16 protein-coding genes and 1 pseudogene are annotated in these 24,078 nt (G+C 72.5%); 1 reads left to right on the forward strand and 16 read right to left on the reverse strand.

Going from position 1 to position 24,078, the window contains the following annotated elements; all coding sequences use genetic code 11:
• The first annotated feature begins 124 nt into the window (after positions 1–124).
• Positions 125–1,225, forward strand: coding sequence for a citrate synthase 2 (locus SAVERM_RS19935; RefSeq protein ID WP_010985290.1), 1,101 nt, complete (start codon positions 125–127; stop codon positions 1,223–1,225).
• 85 nt (positions 1,226–1,310) lie between these two features.
• On the opposite strand, the gene SAVERM_RS19940 is transcribed toward SAVERM_RS19935, so the two are convergent.
• From SAVERM_RS19940 to SAVERM_RS20010, 16 genes and pseudogenes are all read right to left on the reverse strand, one after another.
• Positions 1,311–2,348, reverse strand: a complete 1,038-nt coding sequence (locus tag SAVERM_RS19940; RefSeq protein WP_010985291.1) for an isopenicillin N synthase family dioxygenase — start codon at positions 2,346–2,348, stop codon at positions 1,311–1,313.
• Positions 2,349–2,711: 363 nt separating this feature from the next.
• Entirely contained in the window at positions 2,712–3,359 is a 648-nt protein-coding gene (locus SAVERM_RS19945; RefSeq protein WP_010985292.1) for a hypothetical protein, read from the reverse strand.
• A gap of 96 nt (positions 3,360–3,455) precedes the next feature.
• Positions 3,456–4,055 carry a TetR/AcrR family transcriptional regulator gene (locus SAVERM_RS19950; protein WP_010985293.1) on the reverse strand — a complete coding sequence of 200 codons (600 nt, stop codon included), beginning with the start codon at positions 4,053–4,055 and terminating at the stop codon, positions 3,456–3,458.
• Positions 4,043–4,777, reverse strand: coding sequence for an enoyl-CoA hydratase family protein (locus SAVERM_RS19955; RefSeq protein ID WP_010985294.1), 735 nt, complete (start codon positions 4,775–4,777; stop codon positions 4,043–4,045). The genes SAVERM_RS19950 and SAVERM_RS19955 overlap by 13 nt, the downstream gene beginning before the upstream one ends.
• Positions 4,774–6,348 (reverse strand): 4-coumarate--CoA ligase family protein, encoded by a 1,575-nt coding sequence (locus tag SAVERM_RS19960; protein WP_010985295.1) that lies wholly within the window; start codon positions 6,346–6,348, stop codon positions 4,774–4,776. The genes SAVERM_RS19955 and SAVERM_RS19960 overlap by 4 nt, the downstream gene beginning before the upstream one ends.
• A gap of 55 nt (positions 6,349–6,403) precedes the next feature.
• The gene (locus SAVERM_RS19965; RefSeq protein ID WP_010985296.1) at positions 6,404–7,564 is read right to left on the reverse strand and encodes an acyl-CoA dehydrogenase family protein; all 1,161 of its coding nucleotides are present in this window, start codon (positions 7,562–7,564) and stop codon (positions 6,404–6,406) included.
• A gap of 83 nt (positions 7,565–7,647) precedes the next feature.
• Positions 7,648–9,498 (reverse strand): acetyl/propionyl/methylcrotonyl-CoA carboxylase subunit alpha, encoded by a 1,851-nt coding sequence (locus SAVERM_RS19970; protein ID WP_010985297.1) that lies wholly within the window; start codon positions 9,496–9,498, stop codon positions 7,648–7,650.
• Positions 9,499–9,508: 10 nt separating this feature from the next.
• Positions 9,509–11,107 carry an acyl-CoA carboxylase subunit beta gene (locus SAVERM_RS19975; RefSeq protein ID WP_010985298.1) on the reverse strand — a complete coding sequence of 533 codons (1,599 nt, stop codon included), beginning with the start codon at positions 11,105–11,107 and terminating at the stop codon, positions 9,509–9,511.
• Positions 11,104–12,792, reverse strand: a complete 1,689-nt coding sequence (locus SAVERM_RS19980; RefSeq protein WP_010985299.1) for an acyclic terpene utilization AtuA family protein — start codon at positions 12,790–12,792, stop codon at positions 11,104–11,106. Before SAVERM_RS19980 ends, SAVERM_RS19975 begins: the two co-directional genes overlap by 4 nt.
• Complete coding sequence (locus tag SAVERM_RS19985; protein WP_010985300.1) at positions 12,789–13,592, reverse strand: TIGR03084 family metal-binding protein; 804 nt, start codon at positions 13,590–13,592, stop codon at positions 12,789–12,791. The genes SAVERM_RS19980 and SAVERM_RS19985 overlap by 4 nt, the downstream gene beginning before the upstream one ends.
• A gap of 209 nt (positions 13,593–13,801) precedes the next feature.
• Positions 13,802–15,523, reverse strand: coding sequence for an NAD-dependent malic enzyme (locus tag SAVERM_RS19990; RefSeq protein ID WP_010985301.1), 1,722 nt, complete (start codon positions 15,521–15,523; stop codon positions 13,802–13,804).
• Between the two features lie 168 nt (positions 15,524–15,691).
• Positions 15,692–16,645, reverse strand: a complete 954-nt coding sequence (locus SAVERM_RS19995; RefSeq protein ID WP_010985302.1) for an EamA family transporter — start codon at positions 16,643–16,645, stop codon at positions 15,692–15,694.
• A 143-nt stretch (positions 16,646–16,788) separates the two neighbouring features.
• Positions 16,789–19,164, reverse strand: coding sequence for an ABC transporter ATP-binding protein (locus SAVERM_RS20000; protein ID WP_010985303.1), 2,376 nt, complete (start codon positions 19,162–19,164; stop codon positions 16,789–16,791).
• Positions 19,165–19,346: 182 nt separating this feature from the next.
• On the reverse strand, positions 19,347–19,469 hold the full coding sequence (locus tag SAVERM_RS45350) for a hypothetical protein (protein ID WP_255222016.1): 123 nt from the start codon (positions 19,467–19,469) through the stop codon (positions 19,347–19,349).
• A gap of 233 nt (positions 19,470–19,702) precedes the next feature.
• Positions 19,703–20,842: pseudogene (locus tag SAVERM_RS20005) on the reverse strand (lipid II:glycine glycyltransferase FemX).
• Between the two features lie 130 nt (positions 20,843–20,972).
• Positions 20,973–24,074, reverse strand: coding sequence for an FAD-binding and (Fe-S)-binding domain-containing protein (locus tag SAVERM_RS20010; RefSeq protein ID WP_078234402.1), 3,102 nt, complete (start codon positions 24,072–24,074; stop codon positions 20,973–20,975).
• Positions 24,075–24,078: the final 4 nt, after the last annotated feature.

Raw genomic sequence — 24,078 nt, forward strand, 5'->3', positions numbered from 1 at the left:
CGGGAGCGGGAAACCGTGGGCCACCCCTGTAGACAGTTGCACACCAGCAGAGCGTTCCCGCCCGTCCCATACGTGTCGTGCCCATCCGAACCCGCCCGTCGCACACATCACGAGGAGCCGCCTGATGTCCGACTTCGTACCCGGACTCGAAGGAGTCATCGCGTTCGAGACGGAGATCGCCGAACCGGACAAGGAGGGCGGCGCACTCCGGTACCGGGGCGTCGACATCGAGGATCTGGTCGGCCACGTCTCCTTCGGCAACGTCTGGGGGCTGCTCGTCGACGGCGCCTTCAACCCCGGCCTGCCGCCCGCCGAACCGTTCCCCATCCCCGTGCACTCCGGCGACATCCGTGTCGACGTCCAGTCCGCGCTCGCCATGCTCGCCCCCGTCTGGGGCCTGAAACCGCTGCTCGACATCGACGCCGAGCAGGCCCGCCACGACCTCGCCCGCGCCGCCGTCATGGCCCTGTCCTACGTCGCCCAGTCCGCCCGCGGCCAGGGCCTGCCCATGGTCCCGCAGAGCGAGATCGACAAGGCGCACTCCGTCGTCGAACGGTTCATGATCCGCTGGCGGGGCGAGCCGGACCCCAAGCACGTGGCGGCCGTCGACGCGTACTGGACGTCGGCCGCCGAGCACGGCATGAACGCCTCCACCTTCACCGCGCGTGTGATCGCCTCGACGGGCGCGGACGTCGCCGCCGCCCTCTCCGGGGCCGTCGGCGCCATGTCCGGACCGCTGCACGGCGGTGCGCCCTCCCGGGTCCTCGGCATGATCGAGGAGATCGAACGGACGGGAGACGCCGAGGCGTATGTGAAGAAGGCTCTGGACAAGGGCGAACGCCTCATGGGTTTCGGCCACCGCGTCTACCGCGCCGAGGACCCGCGTGCGCGGGTGCTCCGCCGCACCGCCCGCGAGCTGGGCGCCCCGCGCTTCGAGATCGCCGAGGCGCTGGAGAAGGCGGCCCTGGAGGAGCTCCACAACCGCCGCCCCGACCGCGTCCTCGCCACCAACGTGGAGTTCTGGGCGGCGATCATGCTCGACTTCGCCGAGGTGCCGGCGCACATGTTCACCTCGATGTTCACCTGCGCCCGCACGGCCGGCTGGTCGGCGCACATCCTGGAGCAGAAGCGCACGGGCCGGCTCGTACGCCCGTCCGCACGCTATGTGGGCCCCGGTTCGCGCGGCCCCCAGGAGATCGAGGGCTACGAGGACATCGCGCGCTGAGTATTGGGGGACGGGCGTCCGTCCGCGCTGAGTACCGGGGGACGGGCGCCCGTCCGGGCCGAGTCCCCCGGGCGGGTGCCCGTCATCATGCGGGGGTGAGCAGCTCCGCGTGATGGCGGGCGGCGACCAGCGGGTGGGCGCGCAGCTTGCCCTTCAGTTCGTTGAGCCCGTACTCCGCGAACAGCGGGTTGGCGGGGTCGTCGGTGACTCCGGGCGCGGTGGAGGCGTGCGGGAAGGGCAGCGGCTCGACCCGCGCGTCCAGCCGGGGGTTGTAGAAGAAGGGCACGGAGAACCGCTCGGTGGCGCCGGGCGGGCTCACGACCCGGTGGTTCGTCGCGAGCAGATAGCCGTTGGTGGCGACCTCCAGCAGCTCGCCCAGGTTGACCACGAAGGCCCCCGGCAGCGGCGGCACCTCGTGGAACAGCCCGTCCTCGCGCTGCACCTGGAGCCCGCCGACCTGGTCCTGGAGCAGCAGGGTCAGGAAGCCGTAGTCCTTGTGCGCGCCGACGCCCTGGTCGGCGCCGTCGCCCGCGCTGCCCGGATACCGCACCAGCTTCAGATGCGGGTGGGCGTGCTCGCCGAAGACCGGGTCGTAGAAGCCGGCGGGCGCGCCGATGGCGGTGAGCAGCTCGTGCAGGAGCCGCTGGGCGACGGCGCTCAGCTTGTCGATCCAGGCCAGGGCCGCCGTGCGCAGCTCGGGCAGGGCGGCGGGCCACTGGTTCGGGCCCTCCAGCCACCAGTACGCGGGCTCGCCGGGGCCGGGTGTCCGTACGGGCCGCTCGGCGCCTATGTCGAGCTGGTCGCGCCAGTCGCGGCTGCCGCCGGTGCGCTCGTCGCCGGTGCGCGTGTAGCCGCGGAAGTGGGGCGAGTTGACGTTGTCGATCGCCAGCCGGTCGGCTTCGGGCAGCGCGAAGAATGCGTGCATGGCGCGCAGCAGCTCGTCGGTCTCGGCCTGGGTGACCCCGTGCCCGACGAGCTGGAAGAAGCCCACGTCATGGGCGGCGCTGTGCAGCTGCGCGTGGAGCAGCGCGCGGGCCTGCGGGCCTCGGTCGGCCGCGGAGAGGTCGATGATCGGGAGCTGCTGGTAGCGCTGGTACGACGGGGTTGTCGCCGTGTTCGTCATGAGGTGCGTCCGCAGGTGTACGGGGTGCCCGGGCGGCCGCCGAGGGGTGGGGCGGGGCCACGGGTGCCGGTGGAAGAGAGCAGAAAGCAGGCGAGCGAGCCGAAGGCTCGGGCACGCGAAGGGGCTGGGTCAGGCAGAGCGCCGACAGCCCATGCTCGTGACGCGCACGTAGTCCACGTGGCGGCGTCGAACGAGCATCGGAAGCATGGGCCAAGAGTACTGCGGAGCGGGCAGTACGGATGTGACCGGGGTCATAGCCGGGCGCAGGGCGCAATCCGTACACAGGTCGCGTCTCTGTACGGGTGCGGGTACGGGCACAACTACGCCTGCGGGTACGGGTACAGGTACGGGTACAGGTACGGGTCAGAACTTGCCCCACACGTACGCCGTGCGGTGGCCGTCGAGGAGGCGGGCTATGTCGGCGCGGAACCCGGACGTGAACTCCGGCCAGTTCCAGAACTCGAATCCGAGGTGGCCGAAGGCGAAGCAGTCGTCGTTCCACGTCCAGTCGGCGAGGGGGACCGGGTGCGCGCAGGCGGGGCAGGCGACCGTGGCGGCGCCGGTCGCGTGCCAGACCTCGATCGCGGCGGCGAAGCGGTCCCAGACACCGTCGGCCGCGCCCTCGTCCGACTCCGACCGGTCTTCGGCCCCGGCCGCGTCCTCGTAGTCCGCGCCGTCCGCGCCGTCCGCGTAGTCCTCGCCGGCCAGCTCCGTCGTCGCTCCGCAGCGCGGGCAGGTCACCGACTCCGGGCCGCCCTGGCCGGCGTCGAAAGCCGTACGCCTGGTGTGGACGGCGAGACCGTCGGACGGGTCCAGGTCGGGGTTCTCCCCCACCGCCCGCCGCCAGTTCGGCCCCGGCGGATGACCGAGCGGGCGGCCGAGGACGCAGTCGGTCCGCTCGGCCAGGACGATGCCCTCGGTCACGAGCCACTCGATCACGCGCGCGGCGAGCTCCGGTGCCTCCCCGGCGCTCGCGTCCAGGTCGACGATCGTCTGGAAGTGGTCCCCCATGGTCCTGCTCCCCGCTGTCCCTCGCAGTGCGTCACCGGATTCACACGTTACGTGCCGCCACTGACAACGCCCTTCGCGAGGAGGCGAGGCGGGCCCTCAGCCGAGCGTCTCCTCCAGCAGTGCCGCCCACTGCGTCACCACCCGGTCCCGGCGGCTCGCGTCGTCCGTGAGGAGGTTGGCGAGGCCGAGGCCGCGGGCCATGTCCAGCAGGCCCTGCACCGTCTCCCGTACGCCCGGCCGGGATTCGTCGGCGCCCAGCAGGTCGACGGCGATGCGATGGGTCTCGCGGCCGACGCGGGCCTCCAGCTCGGTGACCCGGGGCCGGAGCTGGTCCTCGTTCGACGCGGCCACCCACAGGTGCAGGGCGGCTCGGAACAGGGGCCCCGTGTACAGGTCGACGAGCGCGGAGACCACGGCGCGGCGGTCGGCGGCGCCCTCCGGGAAGAGCACCCGGAGCGCCGTGGAGCGCTCTTCGGCGACGTACTCGACCGCCGCCGTGAAGAGGTCCTCGCGGGTCGGGAAGTGGTGCTGGGCGGCGCCCCGTGACACGCCCGCGCGCTCGGCCACGACGGAGACCGTGGAGCCCGCCCAGCCGTGTTCGGCGAGGCAGGCCACGGCGGCTTCGAGGAGGCGCTGCCGGGTGGCCCGGCTGCGGTCCTGCTTGGGAACACGGTCGGCCGTGTTCACAGCGCCCATGCGGGGTCCCGTCGTTCGAGGAAGGCCGTCATCCCCTCGCGGGCCTCGGCAGTGGCGAACAGCCGTGCGGAGAGCGCGGTCAGTGCCGCGGTGTCCCGGTCGAAGGATTCCAGCACCCTAGCCGTGACCAGTGCCTTCGTCTCGGCCAGGGCTCCCGGGGCGGCCGCCCGCAGCCCGTCCAGGATCGGTGCCAGGGTCTCGTCCACGTCGTCGCCGGACGCCGTCAGCAGCCCGATGCGTACGGCCTCCGCCGCGCCGAAGCGCTCCCCCGTGAGGTAGTAGCGGCGGGCGGCCCCCGGCTCGAGGCGCGGCAGCAGCGGCATGGAGATGACGGCGGGCGCGACCCCGATGCGGACCTCCGTGAACGCGAAGGACGTCCCGGGCCCGCCGGCCGCGATGTCGCAGGCGCCCAGCAGGCCGAGCCCGCCCGCCCGTACATGGCCCGTCACGCGCGCGACGACCGGCTTCGGCAGCTCCACGATCCCCCGCAGCAGCCCCACGAAGGCCGCCGGGTCGGGCGGCTGCCTGAGGTCCGCGCCCGCGCTGAAGGTGTTCCCGGAGTGCGTGAGGACGACGGCGCGTACGTCGGGGTCCTTGCCGCACGCGGTGAGGGCGTCGGCGAGTTCGGTGACCAGGTCGGCCGAGAGCGCGTTGCGGTTGCCGGGCGAGTCCAGGGCGAGGGTCGCGATGCCCCGCGCGCGCGTGATGCCGATCAGAGTCATGAGTGCTCCCGCAGGTCTCGCAGCTGTCGTCGGAGGATCTTCCCGGAGGCGGCCCGGGGCACCTCGTCGAGGAAGGTGACGTGCCGGATCCGTTTGTAGGGGGCGACGCGTTCGGCGACGTACATCATCACCTCGCCCGCGGAGAGGTCGGCCGCGGACGGCTGGCGCACCACGTGGGCGTGCGGGACCTCGTTGTTGTCGTCGTTGTAGACGCCGATGACGGCGGCGTCCGCGATCTTCGGGTGGGTCAGCAGGAGCGCCTCCAGCTCGGCGGGGGCGACCTGGAAGCCCTTGTACTTGATGAGTTCCTTGACGCGGTCGACGACGAACAGCCAGCCGTCGGCGTCCACGCGCCCGACGTCCCCGGTGTGCAGCCAGCCGTCCTCGTCGATCATCGCGGCGGTGGCTTCCGGGCGCCCCAGGTAGCCCTTCATGACCTGGGGGCCGCGGATGGCGATCTCACCGGCCTCGCCGACGGGCAGGTCCTGGTCCGGGTCGTCGAGGGAGAGGATGCGCATCTCCGTGCCCGCGACGAGCTTGCCGACGGTCCCCGGGGGCGGGTTCACGGCGTTCAGCGGGACCACGTGGGTGCCGGGTGACAGCTCCGTCATGCCGTACGCCTGTCCGACCGGGGGCACCCCCAGGCGTCGCGAGCAGGCCGCGGCGGTGTCGGCGTCCAGGGGCGCGGCGGCGCTGATGACGTACTTCAGGGACGACAGGTCGTACTGCGCGACGGCCGGGTGCTTGGCCAGCGCGAGGACGATCGGCGGGGCGACGTACAGGTGGGTGATCCGGTGTTTCTCGATGGCCGCGAGGAACGTGTCGAGGTCGAAGCGGGGCAGTACGACGACCGTGGCGCCGAGCCTGAGGGGCGCGTTCATGAGGGCGGTCAGGCCGTAGATGTGGAAGAAGGGCAGGACGGCGAGGATGCGCTCGCCCGGCCCCGTCGGCACGGCCGGTTCGAGCTGGGCGAGGTTGGTGGCGATGGACCGGTGGGTGAGCATCACGCCCTTGGGTGTGCCGGTCGTGCCCGAGGAGTACGGGAGGGCCGCGACGTCCTCCGCGGGGTCGATGTCGACCCGCGGCTCGGGGGCGGCGGTGGCCAGCATGTCGATCAGTGAGCGGTGCCCGGGCGCGCTGTCGCAGACGAAGATCTCCCGGACGCCGCCCGCGAGTTCGGCCGCCCTGCGGGCGGTGTCCAGGAGCGGCGACACGGTGACGATCCAGCGGGCGGAGCAGTCGCTCAGCTGCTTGGCGAACTCCTCCGCCGTGGCGAGCGGGTGCACGGTGGTGACCGACGCGCCCGCGCGCGTGGCGGCGTAGAACGCCGTCGGGAAGGCGATGGTGTTCGGGCTGTGCAGGGCGAGGACGTCGCCCTTGCGGACGCCCGCCTCGGCCAGCGCCGCGGCGATCCGCCGGTGGAACCGGTCCAGTTGTTCGTACGTGAGGGTGGTGCCGTCCACTGCGTCGACGAGGGCGGGTGCCTCCCCGAACTCCGCGGCCCGGCCCAGCACCGCCTCGTGGATGGGGAGTTCGACGGGCGGGACGTCTGCGTACTCGCTGCGGAACACGGTTCCTCCTCGTACGGCTCGGCGTGTGTCGATACGTCGTACGGCTCGGATGGTCTCAGTAGGACTTCGGCAGGCCCAGGGTCTGGTGGGAAACGTAGTTGAGGATCATCTCCCGGCTGACCGGGGCGATCCGTGCCACGCGCGAGGCCGTGATGAGCGAGGCGAGCCCGAACTCGCGGGTGAGCCCGTTGCCGCCGAGGGTGTGCACGGCCTGGTCGACGGCCTTCACACAGGCCTCGCCGGCCGCGTACTTGGCCATGTTGGCGGCCTCCCCGGCGGCGACGTCGTCCCCGGAGTCGTACAGGTGGGCGGCCTTCTGCATCATCAGGCGGGCCAGTTCGAGGTCGATGTGGGCCTGGGCCAGCGGGTGGGCTATGGCCTGGTGGGCGCCGATGGGCTGCTTCCAGACGCTGCGGTCGCGGGCGTACTCGACGGCCCTGGAGAGCGCGAAGCGGCCCATGCCGATGGCGAACGCGGCCGTCATCACGCGCTCCGGGTTGAGGCCGGCGAACAGCTGGAGCAGACCGGCGTCCTCGTCGCCGACGAGCGCGTCCGCGGGCAGCCGCACATCGTCGAGGGTCAGTTCGAACTGCTTCTCCGCGCCGTGGAGTTCCATGTCGATCGGCCGCCGCCCGAAGCCGTCCGTGTCGCGCGGGACGATGAACAGGCAGGGCTTGAGCCGGCCCGTGCGGGCGTCCTCCGTGCGGCCCACGACGAGGGTGGCGTCGGCGATGTCGACACCGGAGATGAAGACCTTGCGGCCGCTCAGGATCCAGTCGGTGCCGTCCCGGCGGGCGGTGGTGGTGATGCGGTGGGAGTTCGAGCCCGCGTCGGGTTCGGTGATGCCGAAGGCCATGCTGCGGCTGCCGTCGGCGAACCCGGGCAGCCACTGCTGTTTCTGGGCCTCGGTGCCGAAGCGGGCGATGACCGTGCCGCAGATCGCGGGCGAGACGACGAGCATGAGCAGCGGACAGCCGGCGGCGCCGAGCTCTTCGAGGACGATGGAGAGTTCCGCGATGCCGCCGCCTCCGCCCCCGTACGCCTCTGGCAGGTTGACTCCGAGATAGCCGAGCTTGGCGGTCTCGGACCAGAGTTCGTCGGGGTAATCGCCTTCGGCGACCACGCGGGTGAGGTACTCGCGTCCGTAGCGCTTGCCGAGGGCGGCTACGGCGGATCGGAGGGCCTGGTGCTCTTCGGTCTCGATGACTCGGGTCATGAAGGCTCCTGGGGTGAGTGCGGGACGTCTGTGGCCGGTCGGGCCCACGCGACGGAGTCGCATATCGACACCGTCCCGCGCCCCTAAAGGGCGCGCTGTACTACCGCGAGCAGAGTGCCTACCTCGACCTGTTGGCCCGGGGTGGCGTGCAGGGCGCCGAGGGTGCCCGCCGTCGGCGCGGAGATCTTGTGTTCCATCTTCATCGCCTCCAGCCACAGCAGGGGCTGTCCGGCCTCCACCCGGGCTCCTTCGGCGAGCCCCTCGGCGACGCGGACGACGGTGCCCGGCATGGGAGCGAGCAGGGAACCCGGTTCCTGGCGGGCGGCGGGGTCGGGGAAGCGGGGCAGTTCCGTGAGGGCCGTCGCGTTCACATGGACCTGGTCGCCGTAGCGGCTGACCCGGAACTTCCGCTGTACGCCGCCGATTTCGAGGACGACGAGGCCGGCGTCCGCGTGCACGACGCGCACCCCTTCGGCGGTCAGGCCGTGCCGGGTGTGGTGGTAGCGGGCCTCGTGCTCGTCGCCCGCCATCAGGTAGCGCCTGGTCTGCGGCTGGGAGGGCAGGTTCCGCCAGCCGCCGAACCGGGAGCGGCCGTGGGCGTCCGCGAGGGCGGCGGCCAAGGGGGCGTACGGGTCCGGGGCGGGCGCCGTCAGTTCGGTCAGGTGCCGGTCGTAGAACCCGGTGTCCATGCGGGCCGCCGTGAACTCCGGGTGCCGCAGTGACCGTACGAGGAGGTCGCGGTTGGTGACCGGCCCGTGGATCTCGGCCCGTTCCAGGGCGTCCGCCAGCGTGCGCACCGCCTCCGCGCGCGTGGGGGCGTGGGCGACGGCCTTGGCGAGCATCGGGTCGTAGTGGACGCCGACGGGGTCGCCGTCGGTGTAGCCCGTGTCCAGGCGGACGTCCGCTTCCCGCGGCAGGGCGAGCCGGTGCAGCGTGCCCGTCTGCGGGGCCCAGTCCCGGGACGGGTCCTCCGCGTACAGGCGGGCCTCGATCGCGTGCCCACGCGCGCGTGGCGGGTCGCTCTCCAGCGCCGCGCCCTCGGCGACGCGTATCTGCTGGGCGACCAGGTCGATACCGAAGACCGCCTCCGTGACCGGGTGTTCCACCTGGAGGCGGGTGTTCATCTCCAGGAAGTGCGCCCGCCCGTCCGCGACCAGGAACTCGACGGTGCCGGCGCCCGTGTAGCCGACGGCGCGCGCGGCGCGTATCGCCAGCTCGTGGAGTTCCGCCGTGAGTTCGGCGTCCACACCGGGGGCCGGTGACTCCTCGATCACCTTCTGGTGGCGCCTTTGCAGGGAGCAGTCGCGCGTGCCGAGCGCCCACACCGTGCCGTGCGTGTCGGCGAGCACCTGGACCTCGACATGGCGTCCGCCCTCCACATAGGGCTCGACGAACACCTCCCCGTCCCCGAAGGCGCTCAGCGCCTCGGCGCGGGCCGCCGCCAACTCGGCGTCCAGCTCGGCGAGGTCCCGCACGACGCGCATGCCGCGGCCGCCGCCGCCCGCGGCCGCCTTGACCAGCACGGGCAGGTCCGGCGGCGTGACCTCCGTCAGGGGCTCGAGCCCCATCAGCTTCTTGGCGCGCGTCTTGGACGCCATCGCCTCGATCGCCTCCGGCGGCGGCCCGATCCAGACGAGCCCCGCGTCCCGCACGGCGCGCGCGAAGCCGGCGTTCTCGGACAGGAACCCGTACCCCGGGTGGACGGCGTCGGCGCCCGCCGCGAGGGCCGCCTTCACGATCAGGTCGCCGCGCAGATACGTCTGAGCGGGCGCCGCACCCGGCAGCCGTACCGCCGCGTCGGCCACGCGCGCGTGGAGGGCGTTCTCGTCGGCGTCCGAGTACACGGCGACCGTCCGGATTCCGGACGCGCGGCAGGTACGGAAGACCCGGCAGGCGATCTCGCCGCGGTTGGCGACGAGGACAGATGCAATCACTGGAGGGACCTCACATCCGGAAGACGCCGAAGCCGCCGCGCACGCCCTCGTAGGGGGCCGTGTGGATCGCGGACAGGCACAGGCCGAGGACGGTGCGGGTGTCGCGCGGGTCGATGACCCCGTCGTCGTACAGCCGCCCGGACAGGAACATCGGCAGGGACTCGGACTCGATCTGCTGCTCCACCATGGCGCGCAGCGCGGCGTCGGCGTCCTCGTCGTAGGGCTGCCCCTTCGCGGCGGCCGACTGCCGGGCGACGATCGAGAGGACGCCGGCGAGCTGCTGGGGGCCCATGACGGCGGACTTGGCGCCGGGCCAGGCGAACAGGAAGCGGGGGTCGTAGGCGCGCCCGCACATGCCGTAGTGACCGGCCCCGTACGAGGCTCCCATGAGGACGGAGAGGTGCGGGACCTTCGAGTTGGACACCGCGTTGATCATCATGGCGCCGTGCTTGATGATGCCGCCCTGCTCGTACTCCTTGCCGACCATGTAGCCGGTGGTGTTGTGCAGGAAGAGGAGCGGGATGTCGCGCTGGTTGGCGAGCTGGATGAACTGGGCGGCCTTCTGGGACTCCTGGCTGAAGAGCACGCCCTGGGCGTTGGCGAGTATCCCTATGGGATAGCCGTGGAGGGTCGCCCAGCCGGTGGTGAGGCTCGTCCCGTAGAGGGGCTTGAACTCGTCGAAGTCGGAGCCGTCGACCACGCGCGCGATGACCTCACGCGGGTCGAACGGCACCTTCAGGTCGCCGGGCACGATCCCCAGGAGTTCGTCTTCGTCGTACTTCGGGGGGACGGCGGGGCCCGGATCGCCGTACGCCTTGCGGTGGTTGAGCCGGGCCACGACCCGACGGGCCTGCCGCAGGGCGTCCTGCTCGTCGACGGCGTGGTAGTCGGCGAGACCCGACACGCGCGCGTGCATCTCGGCGCCGCCCAGGGACTCGTCGTCGCTCTCCTCGCCGGTGGCCATCTTCACCAGGGGCGGCCCGCCGAGGAACACCTTCGCCCGTTCCTTGACCATGATCACGTGGTCGGACATCCCGGGGATGTACGCGCCGCCCGCGGTCGAGTTCCCGAAGACGACGGCGACCGTCGGAATCCCGGCCGCCGACAGCCGGGTGAGGTCGCGGAAGATCGCGCCGCCGGGGATGAAGATCTCCTTCTGGGACGGCAGATCGGCGCCGCCCGACTCCACGAGGCTGATGCAGGGCAGGCGGTTGGCGTACGCGATGTCGTTGGCGCGCAGGGCCTTCTTCAGGCTCCAGGGGTTGCTGGCGCCGCCGCGCACGGTCGGGTCGTTCGCGGTGATCAGGCACTCGACGCCCTCGACGACACCGATCCCGGTGACGAGCGAGGCACCGACCGCGTACTCGCTCCCCCAGGCGGCGAGCGGCGACAGCTCGAGGAAGGGCGTGTCGGGGTCGAGCAGCAGCTCGATGCGCTCACGGGCGAGCAGTTTGCCGCGCTTGTGGTGCCGGGCGACGTACTTCTCACCGCCGCCGGCCAGCGCCTTGGCGTGCTCGGCGGTCAGTTGGGCGAGTTTGCCGAGCATGGCTTCACGGTTCGCCGCGTACTCGGGGCCCGTGGTGTCGAGCGCGGATGCGAGGACCGTCACAGGAGTGCCTCCGGTATGTCCAGGTGGCGGGAGCGGAGCCATTCGCCGAGGCCCTTGGCCTGCGGGTCGAAGCGGTGCTGGGCGGCGACGCCTTCGCCGAGGATGCCCTCGACGGTGAAGTTGAGGGCGCGGAGGTTCGGCAGGACGTGGCGCACGACGGGCAGCGGGCGGCACTCGGGGAGCAGGTCCCGGAAGCGGTCGACGGTCAGCTCGTGGACGAGCCACCGCCAGGCGTCCTCCGTGCGCACCCAGACACCGGCGTTGGCGTTCCCGCCCTTGTCCCCGCTGCGGGCTCCGGCGACCAGTCCCAGCGGGGCGCGGCGCGTCGGTCCCGGCGGCGGGGCCTCGGGCAGCGGCGGCTCCGCCACGTCGTGGAGTACGAGGGTGTCCTGGGCCGGGGACACAGGGATACGGCGTCCGTCGTAGAGGACGGCCACATGGTCGACGGCGCCATGGGGGACGTACACATCCTCGAAGACGCCATAGGGAGCGCCCTTCCCCGGGGGTGCCAGCACATGGAAACCGGGGTAACTGGCCAGCGCCAGCTCAATGGCAGCCCCGCTCAGGGCGCGGCCGACGGCCTCCTGGTCCGGGTCGCGGACGACGAGGCGGAGGAGGGCGCTGGCCGTCTCCTCCGTGTCGGCGTCGGGCCGGTCGGTGCGCACGAGGTCCCACCGCACCTCGCCGGGCGGGGACTTGGCGAGCGCGTCGGTCAGCTGCGCCTGTACGAGCGCGGCCTTGGCCTCGATGTCGAGACCGGTCAGGACGAAGACGACCTCGTTGCGGAAGCCGCCGAGCCGGTTGCGGCCGACCTTGAGGGCCGGGGGCGGGGCCTCGCCGCGTACGCCCTCGACGCGGACGCGGTCGGGGCCGTCCTGGGTGAGCCGTACGGTGTCGAGGCGGGCGGTGACGTCGGGGCCCGCGTACCGGGCGCCCGCCGTCTCGTACAGGAACTGGGCGGTGACCGTACCGACGTCGACGAGGCCGCCGGTGCCGGGGTGCTTGGTGATGACGCCGGTGCCGTCCGCGTGGATCTCCGCGAGCGGGAACCCGGGGCGGCGGACGTCCGCGTCGCGGAAGAAGGCGTAGTTCCCGCCGGTGGCCTGCGCCCCGCACTCCAGCACGTGCCCGGCGACGACGGCGCCCGCCAGCCGGTCGTACTCCCCCGGCTGCCAGCCGAAGTGGGCGGCGGCGGGCCCGGTGACCAGGGCCGCGTCGGTCACCCGCCCGGTGACCACGATGTCGGCGCCCTCGCGCAGACACGCGGCGATGCCGAAGCCGCCGAGGTAGGCGTGGGCGGCGAGGCTGCCCGGGTGCGCGGCGGTGAGGTCGTCGCCCTCCACGTGGGCGACGCGGGTGGGGATGCCGAGGCGTCCGGCCAGGTTCCGGATGGCGTCGGCGAGTCCGGCGGGGTTGAGGCCGCCCGCGTTGGTGACGATCCGCACGCCCCGCTCGTGGGCGAGGCCGAGGCAGCCCTCGAGCTGGCGGAGGAAGGTGCGGGCGTAACCGGCGGTGGGGTCCTTCAGGCGGTCGCGGCCGAGGATGAGCATGGTCAGCTCGGCGAGGTAGTCGCCGGTCAGGACGTCCAGTTCGCCGCCGGTGAGCATCTCGTGGAGGGCGTCGAAACGGTCGCCGTAGAAGCCGGAGAAGTTGCCTATGCGCAGCGGGGCGGTCGGCTCGGTCACTCTGCCGTTCCCTTCCCGGGGCGGCCGGTGCCGGGTGGCCCCGCGAAGGCCTGGGCGATGTCGAGCCAGCGGTCGGCGTCGGGGCCGGTCGCCCGTACGGCGAGGTCGGCGCGATGGGCTCGCTGGGTGACCAGGAGGCAGAAGTCGAGGGCGGGGCCGGTGACGCGCTGGGGGGCGTCTTCGGGGCCGTACGTCCACAACTCGCCCTCGCCGGTGGGCGCGGTGAGTTCGACCCGGATGGCGTCGGCGGCGGGGACGGGGAGCCCATGGATACCGAAGGCGAAGTCCCGTGCGCGCACACCGATGCGGGCCACATGCTTCAGCCGGTCGGTGGGGGTGCGGACCACACCCAGCGCATCGGCTACGTCCTGGCCGTGGGCCCAGGTCTCCATGAGCCGGCCCGTCGCCATGGAGGCGGCGGACATGGGCGGTCCGTACCAGGGGAAGCGGGCGCCGGGCGGCGCCTCGCGCAGGGCGCGGTCGAGGGCGGCGCGGCTCTCGCGCCATCGCTTCACCAGTTCGGCGCACGGGAGTCGGGAGCCTTGGTCCGCCCCCTCGTCCACGAACGACTCCGGTGCGGTGAGGGCCTTGTCGACCAGCGCGCGGAAGGCGTCCTCGTCCGTGACCGCGAGCAGGGCGGAGTGGTCCGTCCAGGCCAGGTGGGCGATCTGATGGGCGATGGTCCAGCGCGGGGCGGGGGTCGCGAGGGCCCATTGCTCTGGGCTCAACTCGGCTACCAGCCGGTCGAGTTCCTCGCTCTCCGCACGCAGGTCGTCGAGCACGCGTGTCGGATCGGACATGGGGGGAGCATGGCAGCGGGGTCAGAAACAATCAAGCATGCTTGCATGAATTTGTTGCCCGCAACGCGTTCACCGCGTCCGCCCGTCACACCGCCTGGACGGGCGGTGTTCGCCCGTCACAACGGTTGGACCGGCCGCGTTCGCCCGTCACACCGCCTGGACCGGCCGCGTTCGCCCGTCACACCGCCTGGACGGGCCGTGTCCGCCCGTCACACCGCCTGGACCGGCGGATAGACCGGCTCCCACGTCACCGCCCGTACCGCCGCCTCGATGTCGTCGGTGCCGGCTCGGGCGACGTCGTCCTCCGCCGCCGCTCGGGCCACCGCCACGGCCACGGCGAAAGAGGTCTCGCGGAGGTCGCGGACGGGTGGCAGCACGGGCGCGCCCGGGTCCGTCACGTCCGTCTGGTTCGCGACCGCGTCGGCCGCCGCGCGGAGCATGCGGTCGGTGACCCGGGTGGCTCGGGCGACGATGGCGCCCAGCCCCAGGCCCGGGAAGATCAGGGCGTTGTTGGCCTGGCCGATCCGGTAGGTCGTGCCGTTGAGTTCCACCGGGTCGAAGGGGCTGCCCGTGGCGACGAGCGCCTTGCCGTCGGTCCAGGCGAGCAGGTCGGCGGGCTTGGCCTCGGCGAGGTCGGTGGGGTTGGACATGGGCAGGATGATCGGGCGCGGGGTGTGTGCGGCCATCTCGCGGACGACGGTCTCGGTGAAGGCGCCGCCCTGGCCGGAGGTGCCGATGAGGATGGTCGGATGGACCCGGCGGACCACCTCGTCGAGCGGGATGCCGGGCAGGTCGTCGTCGCGCTGCCAGTCGGACACCTCGTCGGCGGGACGGGCGTACGGCACCTGGAAGTCGCGGAGTTTGTCGCCCTGGTCGGCGGTGAGCAGGCCGTAGCGGTCGACGCACCAGAAGCGGGCGGTGGCCTCGTCGGACGAGAGCCCTTCGGCGACGAGGGCGTCCCGGAGCTGGTCGGCGACGCCGATACCGGCGCTGCCCGCGCCGAGGACGACGATCCGGTGGTCGCGCAGGGGCAGGTCACCGGCCTTGGCGCCGGAGAGGACGGCGGCGAGGTTGACTGCGCCGGTGCCCTGGATGTCGTCGTTGAAGGTGAAGACGTCGTCGCGGTAGTGGTTGAAGATGCGGCGGGCGTTGGCGGGTCCGAAGTCCTCCCAGTGCAGCAGAGCGCGGGGGAACAGCTTCGTCGCGGCGGTGACGTAGGCGTCGATGAAGGCGTCGTAGGTGTCGCGGTCGACGCGGGGGTGCCGGTTGCCGAGGTAGAGGGGGCTGTCGAGGAGCTCCTGGCGGTTGGTGCCGACGTCGAGCATGACGGGCAGGGTGCGGCGCGGGTCGACGCCGGCGGCGGCGGTGTAGACGGCGAGCTTGCCGACGGCGATGTCGATGCCGCCCACGCCCCAGTCGCCGATGCCGAGGATGCCCTCGCCGTCGGTGGCGACGATCAGGTCGACGTCGTCGGCGCCGAGGCCGGCGGCGCGCAGGGAGCGTTCGATGTCGTCGGGGGCGTTCACGGACAGGTAGATCCCACGGGGGCGCCGGTACTCGTAGCTGTAGCGCTTGATGGCCGTGCCCACGGTGGGGGTGTAGACGATGGGCAGCATCTCCTCGAGGTGGTCGCCGACCAGCCGGTAGAACAGCACCTCGTTGCGGTCGTGGAGGGCCGTCAGGTAGACGTTCTTGGCCAGGTCGCCGGGCTGCTCCCGGAACTGGGCATAGGCGCGGTCGGCCTGCTCGTCCTGGGTGAGCACGCGCGGCGGCACGAGGCCGACCAGGCCCAGGGCCCGGCGCTCCTCATCGGTGAACGCGGTTCCCCGGTTGAGCCGGGGGTCGGCCAGGACGGCCCTTCCCCGGGCCGTGACCCTCAAGGGCTTGTGGGTGGTGTCCCGCTCGGCCGTCTTGTTCCGGTCGGTCGTCATGGGTCCTCCTGACGGAGCCTCTGCGCCGGTACCGGCCGGTATCGGCCGACACTGACCAGGTATCAGCCGATATCAGTCGTTACCTGCCAGTACAGCCTTTTCATCCGCCTACGCCCCCATCAGGAGTGTGCCGGATGTGCCAGGAGACCGCCCGCCGCCGACCTCCGTTCAGGCGTCCGGCGGCAGCGCCTTGCCCCGGCCCACCTGCGTCCGTACCGCCCCCATGCTCGCCGCGATGACGAGCGCGATCGCGAGGGACTCCAGGACGGACAGCGACTGGTGCAGGACGAGGAAGCCCGCGGTCGCCGCGACGGCCGGCTCCAGGCTCATCAGGATGGCGAAGGTGGAGGCGGGCAGGCGGCGCAGGGCGAGCAGTTCGAGGGTGTAGGGGAGGACCGAGGACAGTACGGCCACGGCGGCGCCCAGCCCGAGCGTGGTCGGCGCCAGCAGCTTCGTACCGGACTCGGCGATCCCCAGCGGCACGAACAGCACCGCCGCGACCACCATCGCGAGCGCCAGCCCGTCGGCCTGCGGGAAGCGGCGGCCCGTGCGCGCGCTGAAGACGATGTACGCCGCCCACATGGCGCCCGCGGACACGGCGAAGGCGACGCCGACGGGGTCGAGGTCGCTGAAGCCGCCGCCGCCGAGCAGGAAGACGCCGCCGAGGGCGAGGCCCGCCCAGACGAGGTTCAGGGCGCGGCGGGAGACGATGACGGAGAGCGCGAGCGGGCCGAGCACCTCGAGCGTGACGGCGGGGCCCAGGGGGATGCGGGCGACCGACTGGTAGAAGAGGCCGTTCATCGCGGCCATCGTGATGCCGAAGACGACGACGGTGCCCCAGTCGGCGCGCGAGTGCCCGCGCAGCCTGGGCCGGCACACCACCAGCAGCACGATCGCGGCCACGACCAGCCTCAGGGTGACGACGCCGAGCGCCCCGGCCCGCGGCATCAGGGTCACCGCGAGCGCGCCGCCGAACTGCACGGAGATGCCTCCGGCGAGGACCAGTCCGACGGGCCCGAGGGCGCCCCGGCGACCGGGGCCGCCGCCCGCCGTGGGTACGTGGTCCGTCGCGGGAACGACGGGAGGAGCCGCCGGGGACGGGACGGCGCTGGGGTTGTTCACGGGGCCTTCCAGGGGACTCAACACAGGGTTCGTTCATCACGCTGCACTGCTCAGTCCAGGGTAGTGGACTCCTGTCAGGCGTGTGAACCCTTTATGGGCCTGTCTCGAATGCCGAGAGCCCATGGTCCCGGGAGCCGGTGGCCTCAGACGCCGTGCCAGGGCACCTCGTCGCGGAAGAGGGGGCGACCGCCGGGGAGTGTGACGGGGAAGTCGGACGGAACGTCGGCGGTGAATCCGTACGGGGGGCTGTGCGGGGAGTTGTACGGGGCGCTGTACGGGGGGTCCGTCGGGATTCCGCCTGCGGCTCCGTAGGAGGTTCCGAACGCGGCTTGGTTCGAGGTTCCGTACGCGACTTGGTCCGAGGTTCCGTACGCGACTTGGTCCGAGGTTCCGTACGCGTTCCCGTTTGCGGCATGGTGCGCGGTGCCGGGGACGGCTGCGTACGCGGTGCCGGGTGCCGCTTGGTACACGGTGCCGGGAACGGCTGCGTACGCGGTCCCGTGCCCGGCGCCGTACGCGGTACCGGGAACGGCGCCGGGTGCGGTACCGGGAACCGCCCCGGGCGTGGCGCCGTGCGCGGTCCCGTACGCGAACTGCTCGGCGCGCCCCTCCGGGCCCGTGAACAGCGGCAGTCGTAGCTCGCCCGTGTCCATGAGGGCGTTGTTCTGGGAGCGGTGCAGGCGGGCGTAGGCGCCCGCGCGGGACAGGAGGTCGTCGTGGCGGCCCGTTTCCACGATGCGGCCGTGGTCGACGACCAGGATGCGGTCCGCGTCGGGGGCCAGGTTCAGATCGTGCGTGATCATGATCGTCGTACGGCCCGCCATCAGGCGGCGCAGCGGCCTGACCACACGGCGGGCGGCCATCGCGTCCAGGCCCGTCGTCGGTTCGTCCAGGACCAGGACCGGCGCGTCACGCAGGATGGCCCGGGCGATGGCGAGGCGCTGGAGCTGGCCGCCGGACAGCCGGGCGGAGTTGGGGTCGACCCGGGTGTCGTATCCGTCGGGCAGCCCGGTGATGAACGCGTGCGCGTCGGCCGCCTTCGCCGCCTCGACGATCGCGTGCTCGCTGGCGCCGGGGCGGCCGCAGGCGATGTTCGCGCGAACGGTGTCGTGCAGGACCAGGGTCTCCTGCGGCAGCAGCGTGACGTACTCGCGCAGTCGGGCCAGCGGGAACGCGTTCAGCGGTACGCCGTCCAGGAGGACGGAGCCCGCGTCCGGGTCGTAGAAGCGCAGGAGGAGTTTGGAGACCGTGGACTTGCCCGCACCGCTCGGGCCGGTGATGATCACCAGCTCGCCGGGGCGGACCGCGAAGGACAGCCCTTCCAGGGCCGCCTTGTCCGCGCCCGGGTAGCGGAAGGAGACGTCCCGCACCTCCACCGAGCCGTCGGGGCGGCCGATGCTCTCCGACGTGCGCGCGGGGTCCGCCACCGCGGGCCGGACGTCGAGGATCTCGATCAGACGCTCGGCCCCCGCCGTGGCCGCCGTGACCGTGAGGCCGAGCTGGGCCAGGCCGCGGACGGGCGGGTAGAGATAGCCGAGGAAGGCGGCGAACGCGAGGAGCTGACCGAGCGTCATACGGCCGGTGGAGATCTCCCACACGCCGAGGCCGATCACCGCCAGCACGCACACCGTCTCGATGACCTGGACGAGTTGCTCGTACAGCTCGTTGAGGCGGGTCGAGCGGACCGCGGCCCGGAACCAGGCGCCCGCCTCCTGGTTCAGCCGCCGGCGTTCGGCGTCCCGGCGGTCATAGGCCTGGGTGAGGACGATGTTGCCGAGGGACTCCTCCACGACCGAGGTGATCGCGCCGTCGGCGACCCGGCCCTCGCGCGAGACGGACTTGATGCTGCCGGAGAAGCGTCGGGCCGCCAGCCAGAACAGCGGTGCGAGGACGAAGGTCGCCGCCGCCAGGTCCCAGCGCAGCCAGAACGCCGCCGCCGCGTAGAAGAGCGCGCTGAAGGCCGCGGACGCCGCGCCCACCATCGCGGACACGACCATCTGTTCGATCGCCTCGACGTCGGCGGTCAGCCTGGACAGCAGATCGCCCTGCCGGTGGCGTTGGAAGAAGTGCGGCGGCAGTTGCTGGACGTGGTCGAAAACGTGCTCGCGCAGCCGCATCACGAAGCGTTCCGTGGCCCATGCGGCGAGGGAGTTGCCCGCGAAGCCGACGGCCGCGCCGGCCACGGCGACGCCCAGCCACTGGGCGGCCGGGCTCCAGAACGCGTCCAGCGAACCCTGTTGCAGGGCGTGGTCGGTGAGGTCGCTGAAGAGCAGGATGGCGACGGTCTCGGTGAGCGCGTTCAGCACCGTGCACAGCCAGACGATCAGCAGAAAGCCCCGAAGCCCCTTGGTCATGGGCCAGAAGCGCCGGAAGGCGACGCGGGCGGGGATGGACGGGGTGTCGGGGTCCTGGCTCCCCTCGAAGTCACCGTCGCCGTCGCCGTCGCGGCCGCCGTCGCCGTGACCGTCGCCGTCTTCATAGTCCGCGTACGCGCCGTGTTCGCTTTGCTGCGGGTGCATGCGATACCCCTCCTATAACCGTGACCAAAGGCACGATGAATTCACCGGCCGGGTACCGGAATGCGGAATTACCACCCTCGCTCCACATCTCGCTCCATATCGCCGCGGCTCGCCGGAATTACGGGAGGCGGCATGCGAAGAGGGCCGATGGTGCACCATCGGCCCTCTTTCTCACCGCTGGATCACTTGCCGTCGACCCTGGGCGGCTTCGGCGCGTGCTTCGGCTTCGGCTTGGGCTTCGGCGGGGGCGGGAGCAGCTTCGACTTGGGCTTCGGGGGCAGCGGGGCCAGCTTCTTGAAGCTCATTCCGACTCCTTGAGAGTTCGTAGTGCGTGGTGCGAACAGCTCGAATAGCTCGAATAGCTCGCGAGAATTCTTTACGCTTACGGGCGGGGATTTCTGGTCGTCACCTGAGAAATCTTTTCCGCCTGACATCGAGAAACTTACACGGTTCTCATCTCACGGCGCAGCAAACAGCGGCTGTGAATAGCTGGGGAAATCCTGGGTGTTGGCCACGAAACCTGGGTGCTGGTTGTACGTCAGCGGCGCGCCATGTAGAGGTCGAGCGCCTTGTGCAGCAGGCGGTTCAGCGGGAAGTCCCATTCGCCCAGGTACTCCGCCGCCTCGCCGCCCGTACCGACCTTGAAGCGGAGCAGGCCGAGGAGGTGGTTGGAGTCCTCCAGGGTGTCCGTGATGCCCCGCAGGTCGTAGACCTCGGCGCCGCGCGCATGGGCGTCGGTCAGCATGCGCCACTGGACGGCGTTGTTGGGCTGGGCCTCGCGGCGACGGCTCGTGGAGGCCCCGTAGGAGTACCAGACGTGGGTCCCGACCGTCAGCATCGTCGCGGCGGACAGCACTTCGCCCCCGTGGTGGGCGAGGTAGAGCCGCATCCGGTGGGGGTCCTCGGCGGTCAGCGCGGTCCACATGCGCTGGAAGTACGGGAGGGGGCGCGGGATGAAGCGGTCGCGTGCCGCGGTCTCGGTGTAGAGGGTGTAGAAGGCCGGCAGGTCGTGGTAGCCGCCCTGCACCACCTTCACGCCGGCCTTCTCGGCCTTCTTGATGTTGCGGCGCCACTGCTGGTTGAGGCCGCGGTGGAGGTCGTCCACGGTCCGTCCGGCCAGCGGGACCTGGAAGACCTAGCGCGGCTGTCCGGCCGCGAACCCGTCCTCGCCGGCCGGCTCGGTCTGCTGCCAGCCCATCCGGCGCAGCCGGTCCGCGACGTCGAAGGCGCGCGGCTCGTGGGCGGTCGCGGTCACGTCCCGCAGGCGGTGCGCGCCCGGGTCGGCGATCGCCGTCTTGACCGCGTCCGCGCTCCATCGCCGTACGACCACGGGCGGGCCCATCTTCACCGAGAACGCCCCGCGCGCCTTGAGGTACGCCAGCATCGGGTCCAGCCAGCGGTCGAGGTCCGGCACGTACCAGTCGATGACCGGGCCCTCGGGGAGGTACGCGAGGTACCGCTTCAGCTTCGGCAGGGGCCGGAACAGCACGAGCCCCGCCCCGACCAGCCGACCGCCCCGTGCGCCGCCGTCGCCCTCGTCGTACCAACCGAGGCTCTCCGCCCGCCAGTCCGGCTTCACATCACCCCAGGAAGGCACCTGCATATGGCTGGCGGACGGGCGGGACGCGACGAACGCCAGATGTTCTTCACGGGTGATGGGCTGGACACGCAGGCTCATACGGGGGTTCCTCGGAGAGTCGGGGGTGCTGGGCGCCGGGCGCCGGGCGCCGGTCGGGCTGCTCTTGCAGCACGACGAGACGGACGACCACACCCGCACCGCCGGTTCTCGCCCCTCCCCCCACCGCTCCTCATCTCTCCCCCGGCCCGCCCCCCGGCCCGCCCCCCGGTCCCTTCCCCAGCACGTCCCCCGGTGCCTCTCCCAGTCCCTCCGCCAGCACCTCCGCCACATGCCGTCCCCGTACGCCGCCCAGTTGCTCCAGCTGGGTGCGGCAGGAGAAGCCGTCCGCCAGCACGATCGTGTCGGCCGTGGACGCCCGTACCGCCGGAAGCAGTTGGTCCTCCGCGCAGGCCGTCGAGATGTCGTAGTGGCCCTTCTCGAAGCCGAAGTTGCCCGCCAGGCCGCAGCAGCCGCCGGTCAGTTCACCGGTGAGGCCCGCCGCCTCGCGCAGGCGGCGGTCCGCCGCGTCGCCCAGGACCGCGTGCTGGTGGCAGTGGGTCTGACCGGTCACCGGGCGGTCCAGTCGGGGCGGGGTCCAGGCGGGGGCGTGGCGCTCCAGTGCCTCCGCGAACGTCACCACCGCCGCCGCGAGCCGGGCCGCGCGCGGGTCGTCGTGCAGCAGCTCCGGGAGGTCGGTGCGCAGGGCGGCCGCACAGCTCGGCTCCAGGACGACGACGGGCAGGCCGGCGTCCAGGACCGGCTCCATCAGGTCCAGCGTGCGGCGCAGCACGGTGCGGGCGCGGTCCAGTTGCCCCGTGGAGACGTAGGTGAGGCCGCAGCAGACGCGCCGGCGGCGGTGCGGCATGAACACGTTGAAGCCGGCCGGCGCCTTCGACACCCCGTCCATGACCGCGGGCGACTTCATGCGGAACGTGGGCGGCAGCAGGACCGCCAGCCCCGCCGCCTCCAGGACCCGTACGGCCGCGCGGCCCACAGCGGGTGAGAGGTGCTCGGTGAAGGTGTCGGGCCACAGCACGACGCTCTCCCGTCCGGCGCCCGGGACCCGCGTGCGCTCCCCCCGCTTCGCCTCCCGCACGAACGCCCGCACCCGGTCCCGGAACCTGCGCGACCACCACCGGCTGAACGTCTCCCGCGCCACCCGCGGAATCCCCCGCTCGGGCGCGATCCCGCCCAGCCGCTTGGCCACGGCCGCCAACGGCCCTACGGAGGCGAGGGCGTTGACCACGGCCCCCGCCCGCGTCCGGGAGACCGCCGACAGCCACACCGGCAGCCACCCCATCGCGTAGTGGGCCGCGGGGCGCCGCCGGCCCTCGTAGTGGTGGTGCAGGAACTCGGCCTTGTACGTGGCCATGTCGACCCCGACCGGGCAGTCCGTCCGGCAGCCCTTGCAGGAGAGACAGAGGTCGAGCGCGTCCCGCACCTCAGCGGACCGCCAGCCGTCCGTGATCACCTCGCCGGCCAGCATCTCGTGCAGCAACCGCGCCCGGCCGCGCGTGGAGTGCTCCTCCTCGCCCGTCGCCCGGAACGACGGGCACATGACGCCCGCCCCGGACACCGACGTCGTACGGCACTTCGCCACGCCCACGCATCTGCGCACCGCCGCCGAGAAGTCCCCGCCGTCGGCCGGGTAGCCGAACTCCACGTCCACCGGCTTCCTCGGCAGCACCGCGAACCGCAGGTTCTCGTCGAGGCGGGCGGGCCGCACGAGCATCCCCGGGTTGAGCAGACCGTCCGGGTCCCAGATGTCCTTCGTCCGCTCGAAGAGGGCGACCAGCTCCGGCCCGTACATCCTCGGCAGCAGCTCCGCCCGCGCCTGCCCGTCGCCGTGCTCGCCCGACAGCGATCCCCCGTGGGAGACGACCAGGTCGGCCAGCTCCTGCGAGAAGCGCCGGAAGCGGCCGATCCCGACCTCGGTCAGCAGGTCGAAGTCGATGCGGACGTGGATGCAGCCGTCGCCGAAGTGGCCGTACGGCGTGCCGCGCAGGCCGTGTGCCGACATCAGGCCTCTGAAGTCCCGCAGATACGCGCCCAGCCGGGCCGGCTGCACCGCGCAGTCCTCCCAGCCGGGCCAGGCCTCCGTGCCGTCCGGCATCCGGGTCGCCGTACCGCTCGCGTCCTCCCGGATGCGCCACAGCGCGTGCTGGCCGGCCGGATCGGTGACCACGAGGGCGTCCATGACGTCCGCCGCCCGCACGATCGCCTGCGCACGCGCGCGTGCCTCCGCCTCCGTCGCGCCGCCCGTCTCCACGAACAGCCAGGCACCGCCCCTCGGCAGATCGGCCGGGGAGGGCACCAGATCCGCCGCCATGCCCTCCACCGTCAGCGGCCCGTACGGCAGCAGTCCGGCCGCCGCGTCGGCCGCCGCGCCCTCGTCCGCGTACGCCAGCACGGCCAGCGCACGCGCGCGGGGGGCCTCGACGAGCCGGACGACCGCCTCCGTCAGCACGCCCAGCGTGCCCTCGGAGCCGCAGAACGAACGGGCGACGTCCGCGCCCTTCTCGGGGAGCAGCGCGTCCAGCGCGTACCCGGAGATACGGCGCGGGAGCGCCGGGAATCCGGTCCGCAGGCGCGCCAACTCGCCGTCCACCAGGGGACGCAGCCCCTCGGGGGCGCCTGCCCAGTCCCGGCCCAGGGTCAGCCGCTGCCCGCGGCCGGTGATCACCTTCAGCTCGCGCACGCTGTCCGCCGTCGTGCCCCAGGCCACCGAGTGCGAACCGCACGAGTTGTTGCCGATCATCCCGCCGAGCGTGCAGCGGCCGTGGGTGGAGGGGTCCGGGCCGAAGCGCAGGCCGTGCGGGGCCGCCGCCTCCTGGAGCCGGTCGAGGACCACCCCCGGCTGCACCACCGCCGTGCGCGCCGCCGGGTCCAGCGACACGATCCGGTTCATGTGCCGGGTGAAGTCGAGCACCACGCCCGTGCCCGTCGCCTGGCCGGCGATCGACGTGCCCCCGCCGCGCGGCACGACCGGCACCCCGTGCGCGCGGCACACGGAGAGCGCCGCCGCCACGTCGTCGGCGTCACGGGGGGCCACCACCCCGAGGGGCACCCGGCGGTAGTTGGACGCGTCCATGGTGGTGAGCGCCCGCGCCGTCGCGTCGAAGGCGACCTCGCCGCGCACGGCCTCGCGCAGCGCCGCGTGCAGCGCCTCGCGCAGGGACGGCGCCGGCGCCGCGCGGTCCGGCTCGCCGCGTTCACCGCGTTCACCGCGATCCCCACGGCTCCTACGGTCCCTACGGCCCCCACGGTCACCATGGTCACCGAGTTGTGTCATGCCC

This window comes from Streptomyces avermitilis MA-4680 = NBRC 14893 (assembly GCF_000009765.2).
Taxonomy (GTDB): Bacteria; Actinomycetota; Actinomycetes; order Streptomycetales; family Streptomycetaceae; genus Streptomyces; species Streptomyces avermitilis.

What these genes read in the sequence shown, in the direction of transcription:
- SAVERM_RS19935 (WP_010985290.1), top strand. Translation starts at nt 125, where the DNA reads ATGTCCGACTTCGTACCCGGACTCGAAGGAGTCATCGCGTTCGAGACG.
- SAVERM_RS19940 (WP_010985291.1), bottom strand. Translation starts at nt 2,348, where the DNA reads ATGACGAACACGGCGACAACCCCGTCGTACCAGCGCTACCAGCAGCTC.
- SAVERM_RS19945 (WP_010985292.1), bottom strand. Translation starts at nt 3,359, where the DNA reads ATGGGGGACCACTTCCAGACGATCGTCGACCTGGACGCGAGCGCCGGG.
- SAVERM_RS19950 (WP_010985293.1), bottom strand. Translation starts at nt 4,055, where the DNA reads ATGGGCGCTGTGAACACGGCCGACCGTGTTCCCAAGCAGGACCGCAGC.
- SAVERM_RS19955 (WP_010985294.1), bottom strand. Translation starts at nt 4,777, where the DNA reads ATGACTCTGATCGGCATCACGCGCGCGCGGGGCATCGCGACCCTCGCC.
- SAVERM_RS19965 (WP_010985296.1), bottom strand. Translation starts at nt 7,564, where the DNA reads ATGACCCGAGTCATCGAGACCGAAGAGCACCAGGCCCTCCGATCCGCC.
- SAVERM_RS19985 (WP_010985300.1), bottom strand. Translation starts at nt 13,592, where the DNA reads ATGTCCGATCCGACACGCGTGCTCGACGACCTGCGTGCGGAGAGCGAG.
- SAVERM_RS19990 (WP_010985301.1), bottom strand. Translation starts at nt 15,523, where the DNA reads ATGACGACCGACCGGAACAAGACGGCCGAGCGGGACACCACCCACAAG.
- SAVERM_RS20000 (WP_010985303.1), bottom strand. Translation starts at nt 19,164, where the DNA reads ATGCACCCGCAGCAAAGCGAACACGGCGCGTACGCGGACTATGAAGAC.
- SAVERM_RS45350 (WP_255222016.1), bottom strand. Translation starts at nt 19,469, where the DNA reads ATGAGCTTCAAGAAGCTGGCCCCGCTGCCCCCGAAGCCCAAGTCGAAG.
- SAVERM_RS20010 (WP_078234402.1), bottom strand. Translation starts at nt 24,074, where the DNA reads ATGACACAACTCGGTGACCATGGTGACCGTGGGGGCCGTAGGGACCGT.